The following is a 24,371-nucleotide window of genomic DNA, read 5'->3' on the forward strand; positions in this document are numbered from 1 at the left end:
TCGAAACGAGGCTTACGACAAAGCCCGTTCAAGCATTCGCTTAGCGAGTTTCGTCGCATCGAAATGTTCCTCGACGAGTTGCCGGGCACGGCGGCTGTGCCGATCATAATCGGCTTCAACCGCCTCAAGGGCCTTCGCAGCTTCCGAAGGCGAACGGAAACGAATCACCCCTTCGTCCCCCGGCAATAAGGAACTTGGCCCGGTGTCCTGCAAAACGGCGGGTCGTCCGCTAGCCATGTAGTGCAGTGTCCGGTCAGCAATCCAAGCCGTATCGAGCAGAACATAAAACGGTTTGGCACAACTGAATTCACCGCGGGATTGCTGCACATAGCGGTGATACGCCGCCGGTGTCCAGTCTTTCGAAATGATAGGCCGAATATTCCAACAATTGGCTTCGAACCGGGCGACATCTTCATGGTCAGAGTCGCCTAATGTCAGCGATAACTCAAGCGACGCACTCGTTTCCTTCGGCACTTGAATATATTCAAGAAACGCCGTTCGCTTTTCATTACTCAAGAATTTACCATCCCATTCGATCCATTCACGGGACCACCAATTGGATACCGTGGTGTAATGCCCGCCAACTGGAGCAGGAACCACCGGCCAGGAAGGAAGATACACCGCGGGCGGCATAAAATGCCACTCCAAGCCCGCATCTGGAATTTTACAGCCTGGCTTTCCGACTGTTTCACCAACGGTAAAATAGATATCGTGCGGGGCTACCACCAAATCGCCCCGGCTAAGCCACAGTTGCATCACACCTGGGTCTCCATCAAAAAACGCACTGCGTCGAAAACGGTTAATGACGTTCGGACTTTCATGATACGCAGCATTAAAGAAGAGGTCGGATTGTGCTGCGGCCTCATCCAGTGTGAGATAATGCCCGCTATCATCCCAAGGTAATGCTGCGCCAGTATTTGACGCAAGAGCAACCTGTGGAGACCGCAGTCCATGACTAATGAGAAATTCTCGAATTTCCGCCACGGCACGACCGATTTCGTCCTCTGAGAGACTGGGGTCGAATCGCTCCGCCTCCATCCATATGACATTGCATCCAATTGCATCCAAACCTTGTGCCCAGGATAGATACATCCACGCCAGTCCACCTGAATGGGTGCGACATGCACTTGCGGACATGCATACAGTGATACTCATCGATGGGACTTCATTCAACTTGTTCAATGCTGAATCCTAAATCGCCGGAGAACTATATCTCCTAACGAAACTAGAATCATTTCAATATCAAGAATAAAAACTCCCTCGGATAGCTGGGACCGCCCAAGGCTCGAGCACTCAATCCGAGCAATCGGGCGCGTAAGGTCTTGCAAATTTGTGAAATCGAAATGACACTTAAATGGGCATTTAAACTGCTAAATGCAACCCAGACGAATGTCGGGGCTAGCAGTATACTAACTGAGTTATCATGACTACCACTCTCACCGCCAAACCTGCCGCGGGACTCGCTCAACCCAATGCATCAGATGCGACTCGCGAAACCTCAATACGCGTCGTAGCCGCCGGAAAATACCTGCGCCGAGGCAAGCAAAAATTCTACGTCAAAGGTTTTTCCTACGGACCTTTTGCTCCAAACCAAGCGGGTGAATCCCTCCCCGAACCGGAGCAAGTCGCGCGCGATTTCGCCCAGATCCGGGAATTGGGTGCCAACACCGTGCGCGTGTATTTCCCTCCGCCGGTCTGGTTCCTCGACGAGGCGCTCAAACAGGACTTGATGGTCTTTATTGATGTGCCTTGGGAAAAGCATCGTTGTTTTCTGGATGATTGGTACGCCATGGAGCGTGCCAGAGACACCATCCGCAAAACCGCACGCGAGCTCGGTGGCCACCCGGCGGTCCTGGCGATCAGTGTGGTCAATGAGTTCCCGGTCGATGCCGTGCGCTATCAGGGACGCCGTCGCGTCGAAAAATTTGTCGAGGAATTGCTCACCATCGCCAAGAACGAGGCGCCGGAATGTCTGGTTACCTTCGTCAATTATCCGACAACCGAGTTCCTTGAGGTACAGGGCTGCGACTTCACCTGCTTCAACGTGTATGTCCACGACGAGATAAAATTCGGCCGCTATCTGGACCGGCTCCAGCATTTGGCCGGCGACAAGCCCTTGGTCCTGGGTGAGTATGGCATCGATTCCTCGCGCGAGGGGAAAGAGGAACAAGCCGAAATCCTGATCCGCCACCTCAAGCGGGTCTACCGGCACGGACTCTCCGGTTCCGTCGTCTTCGCCTATACGGACGACTGGTTCACCGGGGGCCACCAGATCACCGATTGGTTTTTTGGCGTGACGCACTCCGATCGCAGCGAAAAGCCGGCTGCCAAGGCCCTCCGGGAGATATGGAAAGCCGTCCCGGACTGCATCTACGACCCACACGAGCTTCCCCGGGTGTCCGTTGTCGTCTGTTCCTACAACGGTTCCCGCACCTTGGAAGGCTGTCTCGAGTCGCTCATGAAACTGGAGTATCCGGACTACGAAGTGATCGTGGTCAATGATGGCTCCACCGATTCGACCGGAGAGATCGCCCAGCGTTTTCCACGGGTCCGTTACTTCGAACAGGTCAACAAGGGCCTGAGTGTGGCGCGGAACAAAGGTGCGGAACTCGCCACCGGCGAAATCGTGGCCTATACCGACGACGACTGCGTGATCGATGAGCACTGGCTGCATTATCTCGTTCTCGGAATGAAAGACCAGGCGGTTGAAGCGATCGGCGGCCCCAACATTACCCCGGACTCCGACGGTTGGCCCGCACGCTGTGCCGCCGCCAGTCCGGGCAATCCCAGCCATGTGATGCTGGACGACCATTATGCCGAGCACATTCCCGGCTGCAATATGGCTTTCCGACGTGACATTCTTTTGGGACTAGGAGGCTTCGACGCTCAATACCGGGTTGCGGGTGATGATGTCGACATGTGTTGGCGTCTCCTTGATGCCGGGTACAAAATCGGCTACGCATCCGGTGCCATGGTCTGGCACCACCGGCGCGCGTCCGTCAAAGCCTATGCAAAACAACAAAAGGGCTACGGCCGCAGCGAATCGATGGTGCAGTTCAAACACCCGCAGCGCTTTGGCTACGGCTATAGTCGCTGGAAGGGCGTGATTTACGGCGACGGCGCCGTTGGCCTGCCTCTCACCGCGCAGCGTATCTACCACGGGCACTTTGGTAGCGGGCTGTTTCAAGTCATCTACCGGCACAATAACTACAGTTCCTCGTGGATGTTAATGAGTCTGGAATGGCACCTGATCGCGATCTTTGTACTGGGCCTGGCTGTGCTCTATTGGCCTCTGGCCTTTGCGAGCCTGGGCATGTGGGCCTGCACCATCGGGCTGGCCGTCCGCTCCGCCGTCAATGCGCCCCTCCCCCGCAACGCACCCCGTTGGTGCCGGCCCCTCGTGGCCTACCTCTATTTCATGCAGCCCATTTGGCGGGGTTGGACACGACTGACCCACCGGTTACGCAACAAAACCCATCCTGAGATCGAAGCGCTCAACCACGAGGCAGAAACCAAACCAATTTCCTCGAAGATCTTAGACCTCTACTGGGATTCAAGCTCAGAAAAGGGACGCGAGGTCTTGCTGCCCGAAATCGTGCGCAAGGCCGAAGAGTCCAACTGGGCCGGTGACTTCGACGATGCCTGGGCCGAATGGGACTTGAAGCTGGTGGGCGATGACTGGCACGCGATCACGATTCGCGTCGCGACAGAGGAACTCGGCTGGCCGCGGCGTTTCACGCGTGCACGTTGTTCGGCGCAAACCACCCTATTCCAGCGTGCGCTCAATTTCGCCATTATCGTCTGGTGTCTTATGGCCGTCGTCACGGGGCAGCTCTGGGCCCTGGCGCTGGGTGTGCTTGCCGCAATCTACGCAGTGGTCAGAATCACACAAAGCCGCAAACGTTGCTTGACTGCCGCCTCCCGCCTCGTCGCTTGGGCCAGCATGGACTGCGGATTGTCGAAACCTGTATCCGAACCCACGGCTCAAACGACGAGTGAAACCGCAAGTTCGACCGGCACTCCCGTTCAGCCTAAAACCGAATCCAGCTCAATCGCTTAACCGGTTACGCAGAGCTCGCAGAAAGGAACAGATCAAAGATGACCTCGGAACCTAAAGAGAAAAAGAGGAGCGATCTCGAAATCTGCTTTCGGGTTTTGAAGGAAGTGAAGCCCTATCGTTGGGGCCTCGCCGGATTTCTCTTTGTTTCCCTGCTGGCCGCACCGATCGCGCTACTGACGCCACTTCCCTTGAAAATTGCGATCGACTCGGGACTGGGCGAGACACCGCTACCGGATTGGGTGGGCCTGCTCACACCGGATTTCCTGACCGAGACCCCCACAGGCATCCTGATCTTGTCGGGTATTCTCGTAATTGGAATCGTCTTCCTGACTCAAGTGCAATGGGCCGTGGATTACATGATGCGCACCATGTTGGCAGAGAAGATCGTGCTCGATTTCCGGGCCAAACTCTTCCGGCATGTCCAGCGCCTTTCTTTCTCGTTCCACGACCGGAAAGGAAGCGCCGACTCGACCTATCGCATTCAATGGGACGCGCGCGCAATGCATTGGGTGCTCATCGATGGCATGATCCCGCTGGCGGCTTCAGTTTTTAGTCTCGTTGCGATGCTTTACGTGACCTTTAGCCTGAATTGGAGACTCGGTCTGGTCTCCGTGCTGGTATCACCCTTTGTTTTGGGGATTACCCACTTATTTCGCCCCATGTTAAGGGAAAATGCGAAGCGGCAGAAAAACCTGGAAAGTGAAGCCTTCTCCGTCATTCCCGAGACGCTGGGAGCACTGCGTGTCGTTAAAGCGTTTGGCCAAGAAGACCGTGAGCAAGGTCGCTTCGTCAACCAATCGCGCAAATCCCTGACCTCGCGCATGCGCTTCACGGCCATCGAGTGCAGCATGGGGATGACCTTGGGGATGACCACTGCCGTGGGAACGGCTCTTGTGCTTTTTATCGGAGCAAGTCAGGTGCTGAACGGCACCTTGAAAGTCGGGGAATTGCTCCTCATCATGTCTTACACGGCGCAGCTCTACACCCCGCTCAAAGCAATGAGTAAACAAGTCGGGGTCCTGCAAACCCAATTTGCCAGTGCTGAGCGAGCTCTGGCCCTGCTGGAAGAACCCAACGAAGTCGTGGAACGCCCCCACGCCAAGGAGATCTCTAAAGCCCGCGGTGAAATTTCATTTAAGAAGGTGGCATTCCATTACACCGACTGTCCGGAAGTATTTTCCGGCGTCACACTCAAGATTCCGGCAGGAACCAAAGTGGGCATTGCGGGACGAACCGGATCAGGAAAGACCACCCTAATCAGCCTGCTCATGCGTTTCTACGATGTCACTAGCGGCGAAATTCAGCTGGATGGTCAAGATATCAGGGACTACCGGATTCCCGACCTGCGCCGCCAATTCGGCATCGTGCTTCAAGACCCGGTTTTATTTGCGGAGAGTATCGCTGAAAATATCCGTTATGGAAAACCCGAAGCGACCGACGAGGAAGTCTTCGCTGCAGCCCAAGCCGCGAACGCACATGACTTTGTATCGAAGCTACCGGATGGTTATCAAACCCGTGTCGGCGAACGCGGCATGCGACTCTCCGGCGGCGAGCGCCAGCGCATCTCACTCGCAAGGGCATTTCTCATGGACGCCCCCATCCTCGTGCTGGACGAGCCGACCAGTGCCGTCGACGTGAAGACCGAACAACTTATCATGGATGCCCTCAACCGACTCATGGAAGGACGCACCACGTTCATGATCGCTCACCGACTGAGCACTCTGGAGAACTGTGACATCGCGGTCACTCTGGAAGACGGTCAACTCCGGGAAAGATCCGTGTCTTCCGTGATGTAACTCTGACCGCCTCAGGCTAGGTTCCAACTGACTGCAAGCCGGAGAAGTATTCCATTTTTTAGCATAAGCATATGACCCCCCATTCGAAGCTTCGCATCATCGTCGGTGGCATGGTCGGCCAATTTCCTCTGGGCGGTGTGGCATGGGATTACTTTCATTACGTGCTCGCATTTCACGAACTCGGACACGACGTCCTCTATCACGAGGACACCAACACATGGCCGTATAATCCATCGATCCGGGAACCCTCTTCCGATGGCTTATATGCGGCTCAATTCATCCAATCATTTTTCGAGCGCTACGCTCCGGAATTATCCGACAAATGGCATTATAAGTTACTGGGAGACAAATCATTCGGCATGTCGGACGAGGCGTTTGCTGAATTCGCCCAAACTGCCGACATCTACCTGAATGTCTCCGGCTGTTGCACACTGCCAACAAACCTGTCCGATCAATGCAAACGGGTGTTCCTCGACAGTGATCCAGGCTATAATCAATTTGGCTTGCAAGAGCTGTTAGACTCGGAAGGCCCACAAGCACCGCGATACATGGAAGTCGCGGAATTGCACAACGTCCACCTCACCTACGCGGAAAATATTCACAACCAGGACTGCAGGCTTCCAAAATGTGGGATCGACTGGATCACAACACGACCGATCGCCACACTTCAGCCCTGGAGCAAATCGCTTGAGCATCCCATTCCGGCTGATGCGGCCTACACGACCGTCATGACTCTCGATCTGGAGAAAACTCCCAAGCGGCTGCATTACGATGGTGTGGATTACTTCGACAAGCGCGTCGAATTTGAGAAGTTCATCGACCTCCCCCTCCGGTACAGTTCGACTCAGCTGAAACTCGCAATCGGCAATAATAATGATACGACCCATGCGGCCTTGGAGCATCATGGTTGGGGTATCATCGATGCACATCATGCGAGCATCACCCCGGAGACTTACCTTGATTTTATATCTTCAAGCTACGGCGAGTGGAGTATCGCCAAGAATGTCTATGTCCAAAGCCGGAGCGGATGGTTCTCCTGTCGGACATGCTGTTACCTCGCAGCGGGGCGCCCTGCGGTCGTTCAGGATACGACCTGGTCCCGCTTCGTTCCCAGCGGCTCGGGATTATTTGCCTTTACAACAATGGACGAAGCAATTGCGGCCATGGAAACAATCGAGCGCGACCCGATGCGCCAGCGACGTCTCGCCTACGAAATCGCACGCGAATATTTAAGCCCGGACAAGGTAATCGCACCGATGATCGATGACATCATGCGAAGCGACTCGAACAAGATCGCTGACTCGCTATCTTAAGGCGGTCTCCACGACCCTGTTCATCAACTTCCGTCCATCCAGATATTCGACAGCAATTTCCCGGGCCGCCTTGGCATGACGCGCATAGTCAGCCTCAATCGATTCAATCGCGGCAACTGCCGAATCAAAATCGCTGAATGTCATCAGCCCTTCGCCAACGGGCAGCACTTCGCTGACTCCAGTATCCTGCACCACAACAGGGCGACCGGAAGCAAGGTAAGCGGCGCTTCGATCACTAAACCAGCCTGTTCGAGCCGCGGCAAAGACTTCCTTGCAGACTGAGAATTCCGCACGTGAGGCACGGATGTAATCGCCATACGCATCATAGCTTGAGGTCACTTCGGCTGCCTTTTTCATCGACCATCGATTACGAACGAGACGCTCCCGGTCCGGTTCACCCGCAATCGCAACCTCCAGAGATGCGTCCACCCGAGTGGGCAACTCAAAGAATTGTTCAAACATGACATCCTTCTGTCCATACTCCCGCCCTGCATAACTGAATGGCTTGTGCGACTTCCAGTTCATCACCGTCGAATACGGCGCACTCGCCGGCGCAAATGGAGTCATCTCGTAGAGATTCGGCAAAACAGGATTGAAGACGTGCTCCCATTTGATACCGAGAGACGGCACTTGGCACTCAGCGCTTCCCAGAAGTGAGCCGTTCGTAAAGTAACAATCGTAAGTGGGAACAGGCACTCCCTCCTTCGCCAAATTCGACCAACGCATCTGTGTCATGCCGGGCTCTCCATCGACAAGGACTGTGCGGCAGTCCCCACCTAAGTATGGTATCCAAGCACCGTGCGTCCCACAATCGACAAAAAGATCTGCACTGCCCAATAGCTCATCCAACCTTCGCTTGCTGACGCCGTACAACTCTCCCGTATAACCGAGAAATACCCATCGATCCTTGAGTCCGAATCGTTCCAGCAATCCACTCACCGTAAGGATCCCTTCAGCCGGATCATCGCTCATATCAGATAGCTTCGGGCGGAAACAGGCATTTTCATAATCCGCCCGTTCAATCATCCAGACCTCATGCCCCAGCTGATGTAACGCGAGCAGAGTTTGCAGAGCCCAAGAAAGATTTCCACCAAGTGGATAACGAATCATGTAACTGCCGACTAGAATTCGCGCCACGGAAACTCTTTCTTTTAAGTTTTTTGCATCGCATCGATAAATCGAGTCGGCAGTTCACTCAGCAGCTTTCGCGCCCAATCTCGACATGCAGCTGCCTGCAGCTTCCCTTCTTCCGAGAGACAACGATCCAAAGCCGCGACCAAGGCCGCATCATCCAGATCTTCCGCGCCAAAGCCAACAGGCCAACCAATGACATCTCGCTGCGACTTAATCTTCGCCCCGCCGGCAATTGGATCGATCGAAAGTGCCGGCACCCCTTGGGCGAGCGCAAGGACCATACCATGCAGTCGAGTGGTCACGACCGCATCCATCCGCGCCATCAAGGTCGTAATCTCATGGGGCGTCCGCAAGCCACCTGCATTTTTCACATCCAGGCAGGTATCGATCGGCACCACGGCAAGTTCGCGCGACGCGAGCAATCGGTCGATTGCGGCATTTGCCGCATCATGCAGGGCACGATCACCGTATTCCTGTTGCTTGTGCGCCAAAAGAACGCCAACCACGGGAATCTGCGGATAGTCCGCCATAAAAGTAACGTCCGGATGCGAGGCACAATCACTATCGCGTTCCCAAAGGAATTCGAAAGGGTTCCATTCGTCCAGTTTCTGCAACATCGACAGATTAATCCCCGCCATGCGGCAGTGTGAGAAACGCTCGAACATCCGGTCGACCGGCGGGCCATTGCCAATCGGACCACAGACAAATACCAGATGGGTATAAGCGGCAGGGTCGACCGACTCCCAATCAATGCCTCCCTGGAAGGGGGTTGCCAAAGCGATATCATACGGAATCCCGGCCTGTGAAAGCCATTCGCAAACCAGATCCCGCGCGATCAAGTCTCCGGCCGTCGCCCCCATCAGCTCAAAACTATACCAACCTGCAACTAGAACTCTCATAAAGGGAAAAGCTTTATTGGATTCAATTTCGGTGCTCAAAAAGTCTTCACGAGTTTAATGGAATACTGCTCGTCCTGATACGGACTATTGTCATAGACAAGATACAGGTCGATACCTTGCCGAACCTTGCGGCCATAGGTTAGGCGGTAATAATTGTCGGATCCGTATTCAGACGAATAGACAATAATACGCCCGCCGACGGAATCTTCTGGCGTAAACTGCCAAGAGCCACTTGCGATGGTTTGCTCGGTTCGCCCGAAGCTTTCTGTAATTTCATGCGAGACTTGCATTTGCACCGTATCGACCGGCCGCCACCAGCCATAGATCAAGTAGTGCTCATAGTCGCCGCTACCAAGTTGCCCCCAGTCGTATTGGGCACCAAATGAAACGACATTACTTCGGGTCAGGAAATCGACTGTCGCGCTGTAATAACGATCCTGATACATGTAGTCACGAAACTCCCCTCGCTCATCGCCAACCGGACGGTAGGGCCCCTCCTCTGCGTAAAGTGAGGTTCGAATCTGGGACTCAAATTCGACACTACCGCCCACATACCATTTCCGGTTTTGAACATCGCCAGATTCCGTTTCACGCAAGGTATAGCCGACATTGCCCTCAAGAACTCGCCATAATTTGTTGGATTGCTCCCGGTAATAACTTAAATTTGTGCTGTAGCCACGTGTGCCCGGCAGGTCTTCACTTAAGAGCGCCAAGGCGGGGAAATAATTCACATCATACCGGTCCATCGTTCCGCTTAGGCTCCAGTAATCTTCCTGCCATCCCAGGCTGCCATTAAAATGGGTGCCCTCGCCGGATCGCGGATCCGCCTCATAGAGGTCCGAGGTATCCGTCATTGCCAAGTCGGCCGCATAGGTCAGCCCCCGCTGTCCGCGGCGGCCGTCAAATCGAAGCAATCCCAGCATATTGTCATAGGCAGTCTGTCGTGTTGCCACAACAGTCCCTGTCGCGGAATGCCGCTCGTCGATTTCATGGATCCAGCGCCCCACGAAATCATTACGGTCATCCGGTGCACCCGTTGCCAGAACAGCAAACTGATTGGCTCCATAGCGGCCGAAGGTCTTCGCGCCATAGTCAAAGTCAGCCACACGGTTTGAATAGAAATACTTTTCTCCATCCGAGAAATAATCCGCCCCCTCGGCAAAAAAAGGTCGGTTATCGGCAACCGCCTTTTCCGTGTAGGAAAAGCTGATATCCTCGACCGCGTCTTCCACTTGACTGAAGTCAGGGTTCAGTGAAATGACCCCGGTCCAATCGGGACGCGGCTGGTAGCGAATATCAATGCCGCCGGTCACGAGCGTGTCCTTGATCGTCCCGGACTTGTTGGGAATGTTTTTACCGGCAAGGACGAACGGCATGAATGTCCAGACCTTCCTCGATTCCAATTCAGGCAATTCCAGCCCAGTCATGCTCCCCATCATTTCCGATAGGTTCAGGGGACTGACATCGGCCCACCAACTGTATTCACGGGTCCGGCTCTGGTAGCGCTTAAAGTTTAATCCGAATACGGTATCCTGCGACCGGTAGTTCAATACGGAGAAGGGAATCGCAAACTCTGCCGACCATCCGTATTCCGTCTTCGTCGCTGCCCCGAGCCAGTCCCCCTTCCACTCGACCTTCTCGGAACGACCGCCGGCCAAATCATCGGACTGCGTGCCAAGGGGGTTCATCGAGAAACTGGAGATGTCCCGACGGTTGAAATAGGTGTCCAGCTCGACCGTGATCACATCATCGTAAGCAAATCCGGTATCGCGAACAGTCCTCCGTGCCTGGATGGATTCAGGTTCACTGTCGTACAGACGGAAACCGAAATAGAGGTAGTCTCCATCCATCATGACGAGCACTTCGGTCGCGTCCGACGGCTCGCGATTTTCGAACGAGCACCAAAAATTCGCGCTCGTGACAGCCGAGGCCCATGACGGATCGTCGAGATTCCCGTCAATTTCAAGAGCAGTGGGCTTTAGGCCAGCCACCCCGGAAGAAACCCGGTCGCCCGCCTCGGTTTGCACCTTCGGAACCTCCAAGATACGCCCAGCTTGCGGCGAAGATGAAACCGCCTCAACTGTCGAGCTGGAAACAGCTGCCCGTACTTCGAATGGCCCTGCAATCACAAAGGCATAGCAGAAGATTAGCGTAGCACGGATAAGTGGCAACTGATGCATTTTGGTAGGCTGCTCATATAGACAGAGCCAACCGCTATCAGCAAGTGCAATACCACCTTATCTTAAACCAGACATGACTGCGTCAATATGGACTTAATGCATGTGTTCGGGATAGTATGCTCGCAGGGCTTGAATCGCTTCGGTCAAGGCCTCCGCATAGCTGCCGTCCGCATTTTGCTTGGCCTTCATGGCGGCCAGAATGACGGCATGATGCTTTTGAAGACGCTCGGCATAATCATCCTGACTGGGTTTGACCCGCTGGGTGAGAAAATAATCGCTGATCGTGGCAATCACCTTCTGGGCATGCGCTTCCTTGTTGGTGACCCAGCGCACCAGTTGCTGCTGCGACTGGGCATCGGTTTTACCGGCCAGCTCGCCGACCAGGGTGCAGGCTTTGGCTACGGTTTGGGCGTCTTCCAGCATGGCGGCCACCCGTGCGGAGTCGTGATAGATCCCGCAGGGAATTTGGCAGTGAGCCGAAGCCTGTTGTGGAAGAATGAAGGTTGCCGGAGCCAGCACTGCGGCCACGGCGAAGAGGGAGGTTGGTAGTAGTTTCATAGTTTTGACCGTATATTGAATCGAGGACATCTAGGCTAATGAAAGTCTTGGTAGATGCAAACCAGCCGGAGAGCTCTCTGAACATTATTGCGTATATGGCGGAGAGCGAGGAGATCGCCCCGACTGTAACCGGGGCGAAGTTGCCAGGATCAATTGGAGTCAGTCCTAGACGTCTGAAAATTTGGCGATCGGTTGAGCGTGTACCTTAGGCTGCACACGCTTCTGCAGCGCCTGTATTTCCTTCTCCACGGCTTGGACCGCCTTGCGGGTATCCAGTGCTTCCACGCTTAAGCTTGTCGTACGGGACTCGCCTCCTTGCAGGGTAATGACACGGCCCTTGCTGCGCTCGAAGCTACGTGCCGACGGATAGGCGGTCGCCGGCTCCAAACCGGTCACATAACCGTCTTCGAGGGCGGCCGTATTTTTCCAAAGCGTGAAGCAGGGAAAGTCCTTCAAGCTATAGCGCAGCACGGAAGCTTGGTTGCCTTTGGCATTTCGCAGCATGGCGAGGCTTTCCTGAGTGCCGCGCTTGCCTGCCAACTCGAAAAAGTAAGCTTGTTCGACAAAGCCGGCGACCGGTCCGTCATAACGGTCAAAACCGGCGATTCCTTCGGCGGCACGGGCATCCCGGGGTGCCACCTGCTTGTAGGGCAGCATCACGCGCGCGCCCTTCTCCAGGATCGGCCCGCCCTGGTTGATATGATACAAGAGTTGGTGCTCGGTCGCATTCCGGCCGATATTCGTGACCGTATCGGTAATCGACAGCGCCGCGGAAGCAAAGGAGGTCCGGATCTCGGTGTTGAGCCGGAGAGCGGGGCCGAAGAGCATGGTTTCGTCGACTTCGCCGCGCAGGATGATGGCCTCGTCCGTAATTTCGATCGCCAGTTTTCTCGCCGGCAAATTGGCAATCTTACCGTGGAGGGTCAGGAATTCTTCGGACGGATTCCCGTTGTTATCAAACATCACGTCGGTGCCCGGTGCGCCCATACTGCTCAAGCCGCAGCGTACGATCCACTCATTGAAGCCTCGCAGCCAACCGAGTCCGCCACGGTCCTGTAAGTTCACGAAGGACGGGTGCACCGGATCTTTGACCGGAGAATCCCAGCCCAAGCGGACGTCGCCGCAGCCCGCTTTGAGAATCCCCATGCCACGGGTGGGCAACACCGCGAAGCGCAGCTTGCCGTTGTCGATCTCGACGACATCGACCCCCTCCTGCAGTCCGCCCCTCAGGGTGTATTTACGCACGGACCAAGCCGCACCGCTGCCTGCAGGGACGACCGAGGCATCAATAATATACTCGTCGGTCGATAAGTTTGTCTCCGAATCGAGAAGGGTTTCCTGGAATAAAGTAGCCATGCCACTTCCATAGGCTCCAAGCCATGGAAAGTGAAGGCCAAAAGCGTTCGTCCACCCGATCCCTCAAGGCCACGCAATGAGAAGACAGCCTGCCAACAGCGTGCTTATGCTTCGGGAGCCGCCTCAGCGACGGGCGACTCACCTTCAGATTCCGCCTCCGGAGCTTCCTCCGGCGCAGCAGCAGGCACTTCGGAAAGCCCTTCCTTCAATTCACCGGCGGTCCAGGTCGCGGTTCGCGCACCGTACTGCTCCAGATAGGTATCCATCATCTCTTCAGTCACCTCGGAAGCGGTATTGCCCCACTCCTGGCGGATGTAGGTGATGACCCCGGCGATTTCCTTGGGCTTGAGATTCAGGCCATTGGGACCGAAAGAAGGCATATTGCCATTGAAGGTATTCCCTTCGACTTCGATCGGGCCGCCCAGGCCGTTGATCAGGATACGGGCAACCACTTCAGGATGTCCCTGAACCCACTCGGATCCGGCCAATGGCGGATAGACCCCCGGGATCCCGCTACCCGTCGCTTGGTGGCACTGGGCACACTGGTTCCGGAAGACCTTGGAGCCACGGTCAAAGAGCGAAATCTCCGGACGCGGCGCAGCAGCGGCAGCCGGATCGTAATCCGGATCGAACACATCGGAGCGGAAGTCACCCCCATACTCGATCAGGTACACCCCACCCCAAAAGCAAAGAGCCGCAAAGAGGAAAATCAGCACGATCGGAATCGGTGAAAAACCTTCCGTCGGCTCATCCTTCTCTCGCATCAGCTGGGCGTGCACATCCTGCACCTGTTCGTCTTGCATGGCCGCTTTCTCGAGCGAAGCCTTGCTGTTCGGATTCGGTCCGTTGGTCTGTAAATCGTCGCTCATCACTCAAGAATGGGGGCTTCAGGCAAACTGTAATCGATCTTAAGGCTCAGGAGGTATTCAACCAGAGCTTCCGCACGCCGGGTCGGCACGACTTCGTAACCGGCTGCCGGAGCATATTCGGAACCGGGGGGAAAACTCAAGGCATTGGCAGACGGTTCGTCTCCGATCGGCTGCACCTTGTAAAGGAAAGGGAACGGCGGCATGGTCGATCCGGGAGAAACGATCTGCGGATTGTAGAGGTGGACATAGTTCCAATCCTTGCCGGATTGACCGGCATAGCGTCCACCCAGGTTCACCAGATCCGGCCCCGTGCGCATGGTGCCGAGCAGCACGCGGTCCTGCAGCACGTAGTCGCGGGCGACCGTCGCACGGGCACCCCAGTTACGGTCGATATCAGCCCCGAAGCCCTGACGGCGGGTCTGCTGGCTGTGGCAGTAGATGCAGCCCATCTCGATGTAGATTTCCTTGCCCTGCTCGGCCAAGCCGGAAGGCCGGCGCGGATACAGCGGCTCGCCCTCGGGCATGACCATGGAGGTACCGTCATCGCTCGGGACCAGCGTTTCGGTCGATTGCCCCAAGGATCCGAGCTGGATGTTGCTCGACAGGACCAAGCCCGAAAACGAGAAGGCCAGCGTGAAGAAGATTCCACAGAATAGAAGCGGAAGGTTTTTCATTACGCGACACCTCCTTCCTTGCCGGCGTCCTGCAGAAGGGTCGGTCCTTCCTTCGCCTTGATCGCACCGGCGGCAAAGAGCATCCAGAAGAAATTCACGGCAAAGGCAACGTGCCCCACGGTCAGGAAAATACCGGAAACGGAACGGGCCTTCAGCCAAGGCACGGTGTGTTTCACGATTTCAAGGAAAGGGATTTCGGCGTTGTTCATTTCCAAGCCCTGAATCCATCCGGCATAGTGCAGCGCAACCAGCATGATAGTGATACCGATCGACGTGCCCCAGAAGTGGATACGGATGAGCGAGGCGGACGGCCATTCACGCTTCAGTAGGCGTGGCATCATGTAGTAAACCGCACCGAACATGATCATGGTGAAGAAGGCGTAGACCCCGTGGTGGGCGTGGCCGACCGTAAAGTGGGTAAAGTGGGTGATCTCGTTGACCGAGCGCAGGGCCATGGCGGAACCGATCAAGCTGACCATGGTGTAGGAAATCGCCCCGAAGACCACGAAGCGGAGGGTCGGACTGCGCCAGACCTGCTTATGCAGCCAGACCACCGACATGTGGTGGTTGATCGCCACCACGACGACGGGGATCACCATCATGACCGAACCGACAATAGCGGCGGAAATCAGCCAGACGGGAATCGGACCTGCAATCAAGTGGTGCACCCCCGCCCAGTTGTAGAACAGGGCGAGCGTCCAGAAACCGAGCATGGACAAATAGTAGGAATATATGGGGCGCCCCAGCACCTTCGGGATGAGGTAGTAGGCAGTACCGAGGGCCATCGGCGTGAGCCAAAGGCCGAGCACGTTGTGGGCAAACCACCAGTTGGTCACGGCCTGAACCACCCCGCGTGCGGGGAACCAGATGATCATGATCTGGGCCACGATGTAGAGCCATGGAAACCAGAACAGGGCACCGAGAATGTACCACTGGGAGACATACACGTGTTCCCCTTTGCGGAAACGGAAAGTCATAATGCCCCACACCCCGACCAAGGCATAGCCCAGCGCAAGCATGGGAGTCGCATACTGCGGAATTTCCAGCCACTCGACCGAGGTGATGTCTCCTCGAATGATACCGAAGATACCGACCGTGAGACCGATATTCCAAATAATGCCGGCGATCTGCAGCATGCCGCCGTGGCGGATCGGTGCCCGGCACAGACGAGCCATGATCCACAAGCCCACTGCGAAAATGATATTGTTCCCCCACCCGAGCGCCATGGCATTGAGGTGTGCCGAGCGCATGCGGCCGAAGGTCGTGAACTCGGTGCCGGTAAGGAATGCAGGCTCGTGCGCCTTATATGCCGTAATCAGTGCGAAGACGGTGCCCGCCAACAGCCAGAAAATGGCCGAGATGGTAAAAAACAGGGCAGCCGACCGGATCGAACCGTCGATTTCACTGAGCTCCGCGCGCACGTCCTCATCCGTTGTTGAATACGGATTGGCCGGCGCGTCCGGAATAGTTGCATGCTGACTCATGGGTGGATCTTGAACTCAAAAAATCAGAAGTAGAAAGACTCGTTTCGTTCTATTGCCCCAAGGGCTGATTCATATCTCTCCTCGTGATTTTTACTCGATTGATTTAGGTGACTACTTGCCGGGGAAGCGGTCGGAGACCTCCCCTTCCGGCTCTTCGTCCGTGAAAATGACTTTTGCTTGAGAATCGAAATTGCGAAAATGCCCGCGCTTGGAAGACCAGTAGAGCGCGCCGACGGCCGAGGCGAAGAAGAGCCCTCCGAGCACGATCAATGGCAACAGGTCCGTATAGCTTTCGACATCCATAAACAATTATTCTGCGGCTTCGCGGTATTCCTTGAGGGTGAGGCTCATGGCATCCTCGATCGGAATGCGGACCACACCGTTGGCGGCATCGACCACTTCATAGCCCTCCAGCTTTTTCTGGCCGGCGGCAAGCGACTCTTCCGACTTGGCCACGCGGTTGGCGCGAACGCTCGCGTCAACCGGTGCCGGACGGTTCGGCAGGTAGGCAATAAAGAGGATAATCAGGAAGATCAGGATGGCTCCCAGGCTTCCGAGGAAAGTCAGCAATTGACTATTTTCGTTGGTGGAATGTTCAGACATCGGACTACTCCGTATAGTTGAGTGATTTGGCGATGTTGGGGTCGCGGATCGGAATCGGCTCGGTCTTGACCATGCTGCGCGTCACCGCCCAGATGCAGACCCCGCCCACGCCGATCAGCGCGGCGATATCGAAAGGAGTGACAGAGAACTGCCGGACCAGATAGCCTTCGCTATGATCCGTAGTCGGCAACTTGCCCGGAACGATATTCCAGTAGAGGTCGACGATGTGAAAAATCAGGATCCAGGCGGAAATCGCGACCGTGCGCCAGACCACGACCTTGGTCTTGTACCAGAGCAGGATCAGGAACGGAACGAGGAAGTTGCAGAAGACCAGGCACATGCTGATCCACCACCAACTGTTCAGGGTCCCGTCGAAGTTCTTTTCACGGATATTGTACCAGAAGGTTTCTTCCGGAATGTTCGCATTGTACACGAGGAAGTACTGGGAGAAGCTGATGTAGGTCCAGAAGATGGTGAAGGCCAGCATCATGCAGCCGATGTCGTAGCGGTGCGCCTGCTTCAGGATCCCCTTGAGGTGGCCCTTGTAGGCCAGGATCACACAAAGGATGAGGATCGAGCTGAGGGCCGCACGCATGCTGGCGGCAAAGAACCAGACCCCGTACATGGTGGAGAACCAGTGGTATTCGAGCGACTTGAACCAGTCGATCGCGCCCAGGGTGGCGGCGGCCGCACAGAGGAAGAGCCCGATGGAGGACAGGCGGCGGGCCTTGTGGGTGTTGTTCGCGTCACCGGTCTTGTCCGTGTCGAAGGACCACTTGCGCAGGAGTCCGGAAATCAGCATGAACACACCGAAGATACCGAACACGCGGATCAGGAAGAAGGGAATGTTCAGGTACGGGGTCTTCCAGGAATAGAGCGGGTCCTCGCCCACTGTTCCGTGGCCCGGCAAGGGGTTCGCACCATTCATCCATTTCCACAGGATGCCCGGATTCTCATGAAAGAGCGGGATCAGGGCCAGCGGCAGGAAGATCAGCAGCAGCCATGGAAAAGCGGCAAAGCAGTGCTCACATTGGCGGCGGATGATCACCGGCCAGCGGGCATGGAACACATACCAGATCTGGGTGAGGAAAAGCATCCCCAGGGCAATCGAGAGCCAGAAGGCCACCCCGATCAGCCAGCTCATCAGTGGACGTGCGTCGTCGGCTCCGAGGCCCTGGAACAGGCCCACTCCGGCAACCGCGAGACCCGCGATTCCGGCGACGAGTGCAATCAACCCGACCTTCTTGGTTTTGGCGTTTATTGCTTCCGAACTCATAGTTAAATTCCCAGCTCCGTGCGTTTCGTTTCAGACAGCTCAGCGGCTTCCGCATTCTGGGAGCGCTGCAATGCCCGGACATACAAGACAATTGCCCAACGTTCTTCCGGGGTGAGGCGGTCCTTCAGACCGAACATCAAGCCCTTGCCGTTGGAGATGACATCATAAAGGTAGCCGTCCTCGACCCCGCGCAGGCGGTCGTCGTGGTAGTTGGCCGCCAAGACCCCGTAAGGCTTGGTCACGCCGTTGCCGTCACCGGCCTCGCCGTGGCAGGCGGCACAGAAGATGTTGAACTTCTGCTGGCCCTTGAGCATGAGCTCGTTGGTCGGCTCAACCGGGAAGCCTTGGTAGAAGGACCCATCGGGATTCTTGCCGTACAGGTAGGCGGAGTTGCCCAGCACGGTATCCTCGAAGTCGGCGGAAAAGACCTCGTCATAGTTGAGGTAGTTGCCGCGTGCCACGGTGTTGGCCGGTACCGGACGATCGTTGCGACCGTCGGCAAAGAAGCTGTTCTCGGCCTGCGGCTTGTAGCGGGCCTGGCGGTCCATGTCGGGGAAGACCTCGAGCGGCTCCTTCTTGCTGGTCGATCCCCGGAAACCGAAAATCGAAACCACACAGACGATGGCTAATACGTAGATGGTAAGAAAAATCTTCATGACTCGTTACGCGCTGACCTCCTCGATGTCGGAGCCCCCGATTTCCTCGAGGAACTGCCGGGTGGCGACAGGATCAAATTTCGGATCGCGGGATTCAATCGCGATGACCAGGCGGTCGCCGGCCACTTCCAGGAATGTATCACTGTTAAAAAGGGAGTTGTAGTGCTGCGGAAGCAGGTTGGTGATGAACATGCCGCCGAGCGTCCCGAAAGCGGAGAGCAGAATGGTCAGCTCATACATGATCGGGAACGGGAAGACCGGGCTGAAGAACGGTTTCCCCCCCACGATCAGCGGGTAGTTGAAGTAGTTCATGAACCAGACGATCGTCAGGCCGGTGAGGAAACCGGTGAGACCGCCGCAGAATGTGAAGATCGGCACCTTGGAGCGCGGCTGCCCCTGGGCGGCCGGCATCCCGTGCACCGGGAAGGAGGAATAGGTGTCCCACTTCCTGTAGCCTGCGTCACGTACCTTCTCCGCCGCATGGTAGAATGACGGCGTGTCCGGAAAACTAGCGATAATTCCGTATTTGTCAGACATTAGTGTTGCCCTCCTTGTGCATCTTCACCGTGGCCGGTATGCCCGTGCGGATCGCCCTGCGGCATGACGAACTTGATTTCAGCGATCGGCATGAGCGGCAGGAAGCGAAGGAATAAGAGGAATAGCGTACTGAAGAGGCCAAAGGTGCCGAAGAAGGTGAAGATATCCACGATCGTCGGTGAGTAGTAGCCCCAGCTGCTGGGAAGGAAGTCATTGGCCAGCGAGGTCACGGTGATGACGAAACGCTCGAACCACATGCCCACGTTGATGAAGATCGACATGACCCAGACGACCGTCCAGTTCTGGCGGACCTTCTTGAACCAGAAGAGCTGCGGGGTGAAGACGTTGCAGCTGAACATCATGATGTAGGCCCACCAGTACTGGCCGAAGGCACGGTTGATAAAGGCGAAGCTTTCGTAGGGGTTCGCACCGTACCAGGCGATGAAGAACTCCATGATGTAGGCGTAGCCCACGATCGAACCGGTACCCAGGCAGATCTTGCACATGTTGTCGATGTGACGCTGGGTGATCAGGTCGTGCATGCCGTAGATCGCACGCAGCGGAAGCATCAGGGTCAGCACCATGCCGAAACCGGAGAAAATCGCCCCGGCCACGAAGTACGGCGGGAAGATGGTGGTGTGCCAGCCGGGCAACTGGGCGACCGCGAAGTCGAAGGACACGATCGTGTGCACGGAGAGCACCAGCGGCGTGGAAAGACCGGCCAGGATCAGATAGGCCATTTCATAGTTGCGCCAGTGGTTACCGGCATTGCGCCAGCCCATCGCGAAGACCGCGTAGAAATACTTGCGGAAGACATCCATGCCGTAGGACAGCTTCTTCTTGCACTCGGTCGCACCTTCGTAGGCACCGGCCTTCAGGCGCTGGACCGCACGGTCGCGCAACACGCCGAGGTCGGGAATCATCCCCATGTACCAGAAGAGCACCGACACCGTACCGTAGGTCGAGACCGCGAAGACGTCCCATTCCAGCGGCGAGCGGAACTGCGGCCAGATCCCGTTGGCATTGGGCAAGGGAAAGAGCCACCAGGCGAACCAGACCCGGCCCACGTGGAAGAGCGGGAAAATACCCGCACAGACCACCGCGAAAATGGTCATGGCCTCCGCCGCCCGGTTGATCGAGGTCCGCCAGCCCTGCTTGAGCAAGCAGAGCACCGCGGAAATCAGGGTACCGGCGTGGCCGATACCGATCCAGAAAACGAAGTTAACAATCGCCCAGCCCCAGTTGATCGGGTTGGCCAGGCCCCAGACACCGACACCGGTACTGACGAGCCAGAGCAGACCGAGGCCGGTGAAGGCGGCAGTCAGGAGCGCGACCGCCATGCATACCCACCACCAGATCGGCGTCGGTGTTTCGACGATCCGGCAGATCTTGTCGGTCACCCAGTTGAAATCACGGTTGTTCGTGACCAGGGGTTGCTCGACAAGCTCGGCAGGCTGCACCTTGGCCAGCAAGGCCGGGTCCATGGAGCTTTCGTGTGAAGTCGTAGCCATTTTTTCGCTTAGCAAAAGTTCGGGTTAGTGGGCGGAAGGTGTTGCTTCGTGGGAGTCGCCGTGTGCGTCCTCCGCACCGTGGCTTTCCATTGCGTGACTGTCTGCGGCATGCGGGTCCCCGTGCTCACCGCCGTGGGCGGCACCGGAACCGTGGCCGTAACGCTCGTCGTAGGCCTTGTAGGCATACGGCTTTGCATAGTAATCCGGCATCTTCTTGTTCGGATTACGCAGACGCGCCAGGTAGGTAATACGCGGACGGGCGTTCAGGTAGCCGAGCACCGAGTAGTTGCGGTCGCTGGCCTTCAGCTTGGAAACTTCCGATTCCGGATCGGAAATATCGCCGAAGCTGATCGCGTCGGTCGGGCAGACCTGTTGGCAGGCCGTGCGGATGACGCCGTCGGCGACGTGCACGTCGTTGGAGGCACCGGCTTCGCGCTTCTGCTTGATCTTGGCCGACTCGATGCGCTGGACACAGAAGGTGCACTTTTCCATCACCCCGCGCATGCGCACGGTGACGTCCGGATTGGCACGCATCTTTTCCAGTTCGGGTTCTTCGACCGCGCCGAAGGGGCCCTTGTAGAAGTCGCCGATCTTGCGCTTGTTCCAATCAAAGAAGTTGAAGCGGCGCACCTTGTACGGACAGTTGTTCGCGCAGTAACGGGTGCCGACGCAGCGGTTGTAAGCCATGGTGTTGATGCCCTGACGGTCGTGGACGGTCGCATTGACCGGGCAGACGCTTTCACAGGGGGCGTTCTCACAGTGCTGGCAAAGCATCCCCATGAAGGACACCTGCACATCTTCCGGCACTTCGCTGGCGTTGTAGGTCTCGGCCGAGAAGTAGCGGTCCAGACGGAACCAGTGCATCTCGCGGCCGCGCAGGACCTGGTCCTTGCCCACGATCGGAATGTTGTTCTCGCTCTGGCAGGCCACCACACAGGCGGTACAGCCGGTGCAGCTGTTCAAATCGATCGCCATGCCCCACTGCTGGATGCGCGGCAGCTTGTCTTCTTGCCCCTTCCAGACATCGACATTGGGCGGTGCCTTGTCGAACTTCGGATGTTCGTAGGCGGAGTTGCCGCGGTAGTTGTTGAGCGACTTCTCCTGCAGGGACTGGTCGTCGTTCTTGCCGTAGTTGGCCGGCGCGTGGGACTCGACCCCCATCTTGGTGGCGAAGTCGTTATGCTCGGCGTAGTAGGCGGCATTCCCCTCGCGGACGATGGCACGGCCTTCCATGGACCAGTGCTCCTGGGTGTTGGCCAGGCGGTAAGTCTTTTCCGTCAGCTCAATGGCGGCACCAAGTGCGATGCCGAGACCGTCGGAGGAACGCACCGCAAAGGCGTCAAACCCGACACCGGTACCGACGCGGCCGACTTGCTTGCGGCCCATGCCAAGGGGCAGGACGACCGTGTAGTTCGCCATGCCGGGAACCACGTGAATCGGTGCCTCGATAGTGCGGCCGTTCAAGGTCAACTTCGCCACAACCGCTTCTTCCTTGCCGCGGTTGAACTGTGCCTTGTTGCTTTGCAGCTCGCCCTTGGCCCCCTTGAAGAAGGCGTAGCCCTTGCTCATCTTAGCCAGGTCGGGGAAAATCTGCACGCCCCATTTCTCCTGGAGCTCCTTGGCCAGACGCGGGCTGATCAGGATGGCGTTGTCCCAGGTCAGCTTGGTCATCGGGTCCGGGCATTCCATCAACCAACCGTTGTTGGCGTAGCGGCCGTCATAGGCATGCGAGCTGGGCGCAAAGCGGACTTCAAGATTGTCCGTTCCGAGAGAGCCGGTGGTAAAGTCCTCCACGCTCAGCGCAGTGGCGGCCTTCGCATAGTCGATCGAAGCCTTGGCCGGCTTGGCTGCGCTGTCCTTGAGTAGACCGTCGCTGAGGAACTTGGTGTAGTCCTTGCCCCCTTCGGCCTTGAAGGTCGCCACGGCGATTTCGTAGGGATCGACCACATCGGCACCGGCCAGCAGGGCCAGGACTTCCAGTTCGTTGAAGGTCTGGAAGAGTGGCTCGATCATCGGCTGGACCGGGACCAGCGTGCCGTCAAAGGTGCGGCCGTCGCCCCAGCATTCCAGATAGTGGGAACGCGCAATGAAAAGACCGGAAACCGCGGAGGTTTCGTTGTAGCTGTAGCCGAAGTGGACGGAAAGTTCCGCCTTGCCCTGCAGGCTGGCCCAGTCGAGGTCGACCGGTGCATCATAGGCCGGATTGCCGCCCAATGTAATGAGCGTTTTGACTTCGCCGGCCTCAAGCTTCTGGGCCACCTCGGCGATACCGGCCGGAACAGCCGGGACTTCGATGTAGTCGATCGGTGCGGAAAGCGCGGCGTTGATCACGGCCACAACCGCATGTACGGACTTCGGCAAGTGCTCGCCGGCGACCACCAGCGCATGGCCGGCATTTTCCACGAGGTCAGCCGCACATTCTTCCACCCACTTGTGGTCGACGTCCAATGCGTGCCCCAACTTGTCCAGTTGACCGGCCAGTCCCCCACCCGCGTGCTTCGCCTTCAGTACGGCGGCACCCACTTGCGCGGCAAAGGCGGCCAGCTGGCTGCTGCTCAGGCGCAGGCGGTGGTCCGCCATCGCACCCGTCGAGCTCATGCTGCTCTCCACCACATACAGGCGGCTCATTTTCTCGGCTTCCTTCGCATCCTTGACCTTGCGGGTCTTGGTGAAGGCGCGGCTCATGCCGGTGGCATTTTCGTCCGCGCCGAGGAAGTCCGCATCCAGGGAAAGGACACGCTTGGCCGATTCAAACTTGGGCAGCCCGCGAAGCGGCTTCCCGAAGACCGCAGTGGCGGCTTGCACCGAAGCGGTGCCGTCGATCGCGGTGTATTCCGCCCAGGTCGCTTCAGGGAATTTGGCTTGCAGCGCCTTGACCAGGCGGGCGCGGCTCGGGGAGCTGCTCGGCTCGGCCAGAAAAACCAGGCCGGCGCCGTCGTCGGCCGTATGTGCGGCAGTGATGGCAGCCAGACGGTCACGCACCGCGGCCTGCGAAATCGCAGCGCTGCCGGCACGACTCTTGGTCGCGCGGTCCGGATCATACAAGTCCAGGATGCTGGCCTGGGTGTAGACATCCGTGCCGCCGCCGTAGGGCTTGTAGCTCGGGTTGCCTTCGACCTTGGTCGGTCGGCCCTCGTGGGTTTCCACGATCACCGGCATGTTGCCGCGGGCGCCCGGCATGGACGAGCTGTAATAGAAAGGCACACCGGGAATCACGTTCTCCGGCTGCTGGGCATACGGAAGGATGTGCTGCTTGGGACGGCGGCAACCGGCCATGCCAAGGCCGGCCAGGCCGAAGGAGGCAGCCATCACCTTCATGAAGTGGCGGCGGTTCACGCCTTCCAGTTCGGAAGCCCCGGCCGGGAATTCACGCTCTACCCAATCGCGGAATGCGGGTGTCTCGGCGAGATCGTCGAGGCTCTTCCAGTAGCGAGGTCCAGAAAGTTCAGGATCGTTCATGGTTCT

19 protein-coding genes are annotated in these 24,371 nt (G+C 57.1%); 3 read left to right on the forward strand and 16 right to left on the reverse strand.

Features of this window, described 5'->3' with window-relative positions:
• Positions 1–12: 12 nt before the first annotated feature.
• Positions 13–1,137, reverse strand: coding sequence for a glycosyltransferase (locus O2597_RS06755; RefSeq protein ID WP_269523502.1), 1,125 nt, complete (start codon positions 1,135–1,137; stop codon positions 13–15).
• Positions 1,138–1,423: 286 nt separating this feature from the next.
• On the opposite strand from O2597_RS06755, the gene O2597_RS06760 reads away from it, so the two are divergent.
• The 3 genes from O2597_RS06760 to O2597_RS06770 all read left to right on the forward strand — a co-directional run bounded on the left by O2597_RS06760 (position 1,424) and on the right by O2597_RS06770 (position 7,169).
• Positions 1,424–4,060 (forward strand): glycosyltransferase, encoded by a 2,637-nt coding sequence (locus O2597_RS06760; RefSeq protein WP_269523504.1) that lies wholly within the window; start codon positions 1,424–1,426, stop codon positions 4,058–4,060.
• 38 nt (positions 4,061–4,098) lie between these two features.
• Entirely contained in the window at positions 4,099–5,856 is a 1,758-nt protein-coding gene (locus O2597_RS06765) for an ABC transporter ATP-binding protein (RefSeq protein WP_269523506.1), read from the forward strand.
• Positions 5,857–5,927: 71 nt separating this feature from the next.
• On the forward strand, positions 5,928–7,169 hold the full coding sequence (locus O2597_RS06770; protein WP_269523508.1) for a hypothetical protein: 1,242 nt from the start codon (positions 5,928–5,930) through the stop codon (positions 7,167–7,169).
• Here O2597_RS06770 and O2597_RS06775 read toward each other — a convergent pair.
• The 15 genes from O2597_RS06775 to O2597_RS06845 form a co-directional block, all read right to left on the reverse strand.
• Positions 7,161–8,306 (reverse strand): glycosyltransferase family protein, encoded by a 1,146-nt coding sequence (locus O2597_RS06775; RefSeq protein ID WP_269523510.1) that lies wholly within the window; start codon positions 8,304–8,306, stop codon positions 7,161–7,163. The two genes, O2597_RS06770 and O2597_RS06775, sit on opposite strands and share 9 nt — an antisense overlap.
• 14 nt (positions 8,307–8,320) lie before the next feature.
• Positions 8,321–9,202: a polysaccharide pyruvyl transferase family protein gene (locus O2597_RS06780; protein WP_269523512.1), complete on the reverse strand. Its 882-nt coding sequence runs from the start codon at positions 9,200–9,202 to the stop codon at positions 8,321–8,323.
• 35 nt (positions 9,203–9,237) lie between these two features.
• Complete coding sequence (locus tag O2597_RS06785; RefSeq protein WP_269523514.1) at positions 9,238–11,382, reverse strand: carbohydrate binding family 9 domain-containing protein; 2,145 nt, start codon at positions 11,380–11,382, stop codon at positions 9,238–9,240.
• Between the two features lie 93 nt (positions 11,383–11,475).
• Positions 11,476–11,940, reverse strand: coding sequence for a superoxide dismutase, Ni (locus O2597_RS06790; protein ID WP_269523516.1), 465 nt, complete (start codon positions 11,938–11,940; stop codon positions 11,476–11,478).
• 165 nt (positions 11,941–12,105) lie between these two features.
• On the reverse strand, positions 12,106–13,296 hold the full coding sequence (locus O2597_RS06795; RefSeq protein WP_269523518.1) for an aldose 1-epimerase family protein: 1,191 nt from the start codon (positions 13,294–13,296) through the stop codon (positions 12,106–12,108).
• A 104-nt stretch (positions 13,297–13,400) separates the two neighbouring features.
• The gene (locus tag O2597_RS06800) at positions 13,401–14,165 is read right to left on the reverse strand and encodes a c-type cytochrome (protein WP_269523520.1); all 765 of its coding nucleotides are present in this window, start codon (positions 14,163–14,165) and stop codon (positions 13,401–13,403) included.
• The gene (locus O2597_RS06805) at positions 14,165–14,839 is read right to left on the reverse strand and encodes a cbb3-type cytochrome c oxidase subunit II (protein WP_269523522.1); all 675 of its coding nucleotides are present in this window, start codon (positions 14,837–14,839) and stop codon (positions 14,165–14,167) included. The genes O2597_RS06800 and O2597_RS06805 overlap by 1 nt, the downstream gene beginning before the upstream one ends.
• Positions 14,839–16,323 (reverse strand): cbb3-type cytochrome c oxidase subunit I, encoded by a 1,485-nt coding sequence (locus O2597_RS06810; RefSeq protein WP_269523524.1) that lies wholly within the window; start codon positions 16,321–16,323, stop codon positions 14,839–14,841. Before O2597_RS06810 ends, O2597_RS06805 begins: the two co-directional genes overlap by 1 nt.
• 111 nt (positions 16,324–16,434) lie before the next feature.
• On the reverse strand, positions 16,435–16,626 hold the full coding sequence (locus O2597_RS06815) for a hypothetical protein (protein ID WP_269523525.1): 192 nt from the start codon (positions 16,624–16,626) through the stop codon (positions 16,435–16,437).
• Positions 16,627–16,632: 6 nt separating this feature from the next.
• Positions 16,633–16,926, reverse strand: a complete 294-nt coding sequence (locus O2597_RS06820; protein ID WP_269523527.1) for a hypothetical protein — start codon at positions 16,924–16,926, stop codon at positions 16,633–16,635.
• Between the two features lie 4 nt (positions 16,927–16,930).
• Positions 16,931–18,202 (reverse strand): hypothetical protein, encoded by a 1,272-nt coding sequence (locus O2597_RS06825; RefSeq protein ID WP_269523529.1) that lies wholly within the window; start codon positions 18,200–18,202, stop codon positions 16,931–16,933.
• Positions 18,203–18,204: 2 nt separating this feature from the next.
• Positions 18,205–18,858 carry a c-type cytochrome gene (locus O2597_RS06830; RefSeq protein ID WP_269523531.1) on the reverse strand — a complete coding sequence of 218 codons (654 nt, stop codon included), beginning with the start codon at positions 18,856–18,858 and terminating at the stop codon, positions 18,205–18,207.
• Between the two features lie 6 nt (positions 18,859–18,864).
• On the reverse strand, positions 18,865–19,395 hold the full coding sequence (locus tag O2597_RS06835) for a DUF3341 domain-containing protein (RefSeq protein ID WP_269523533.1): 531 nt from the start codon (positions 19,393–19,395) through the stop codon (positions 18,865–18,867).
• Positions 19,395–20,906 (reverse strand): NrfD/PsrC family molybdoenzyme membrane anchor subunit, encoded by a 1,512-nt coding sequence (gene nrfD, locus O2597_RS06840; RefSeq protein WP_269523535.1) that lies wholly within the window; start codon positions 20,904–20,906, stop codon positions 19,395–19,397. The genes O2597_RS06835 and nrfD overlap by 1 nt, the downstream gene beginning before the upstream one ends.
• 24 nt (positions 20,907–20,930) lie before the next feature.
• The gene (locus O2597_RS06845) at positions 20,931–24,365 is read right to left on the reverse strand and encodes a TAT-variant-translocated molybdopterin oxidoreductase (protein WP_269523537.1); all 3,435 of its coding nucleotides are present in this window, start codon (positions 24,363–24,365) and stop codon (positions 20,931–20,933) included.
• Between the last annotated feature and the right edge of the window lie 6 nt (positions 24,366–24,371).

Source organism: Coraliomargarita parva (assembly GCF_027257905.1).
Taxonomy (GTDB): Bacteria; Verrucomicrobiota; Verrucomicrobiia; order Opitutales; family Coraliomargaritaceae; genus Coraliomargarita_A; species Coraliomargarita_A parva.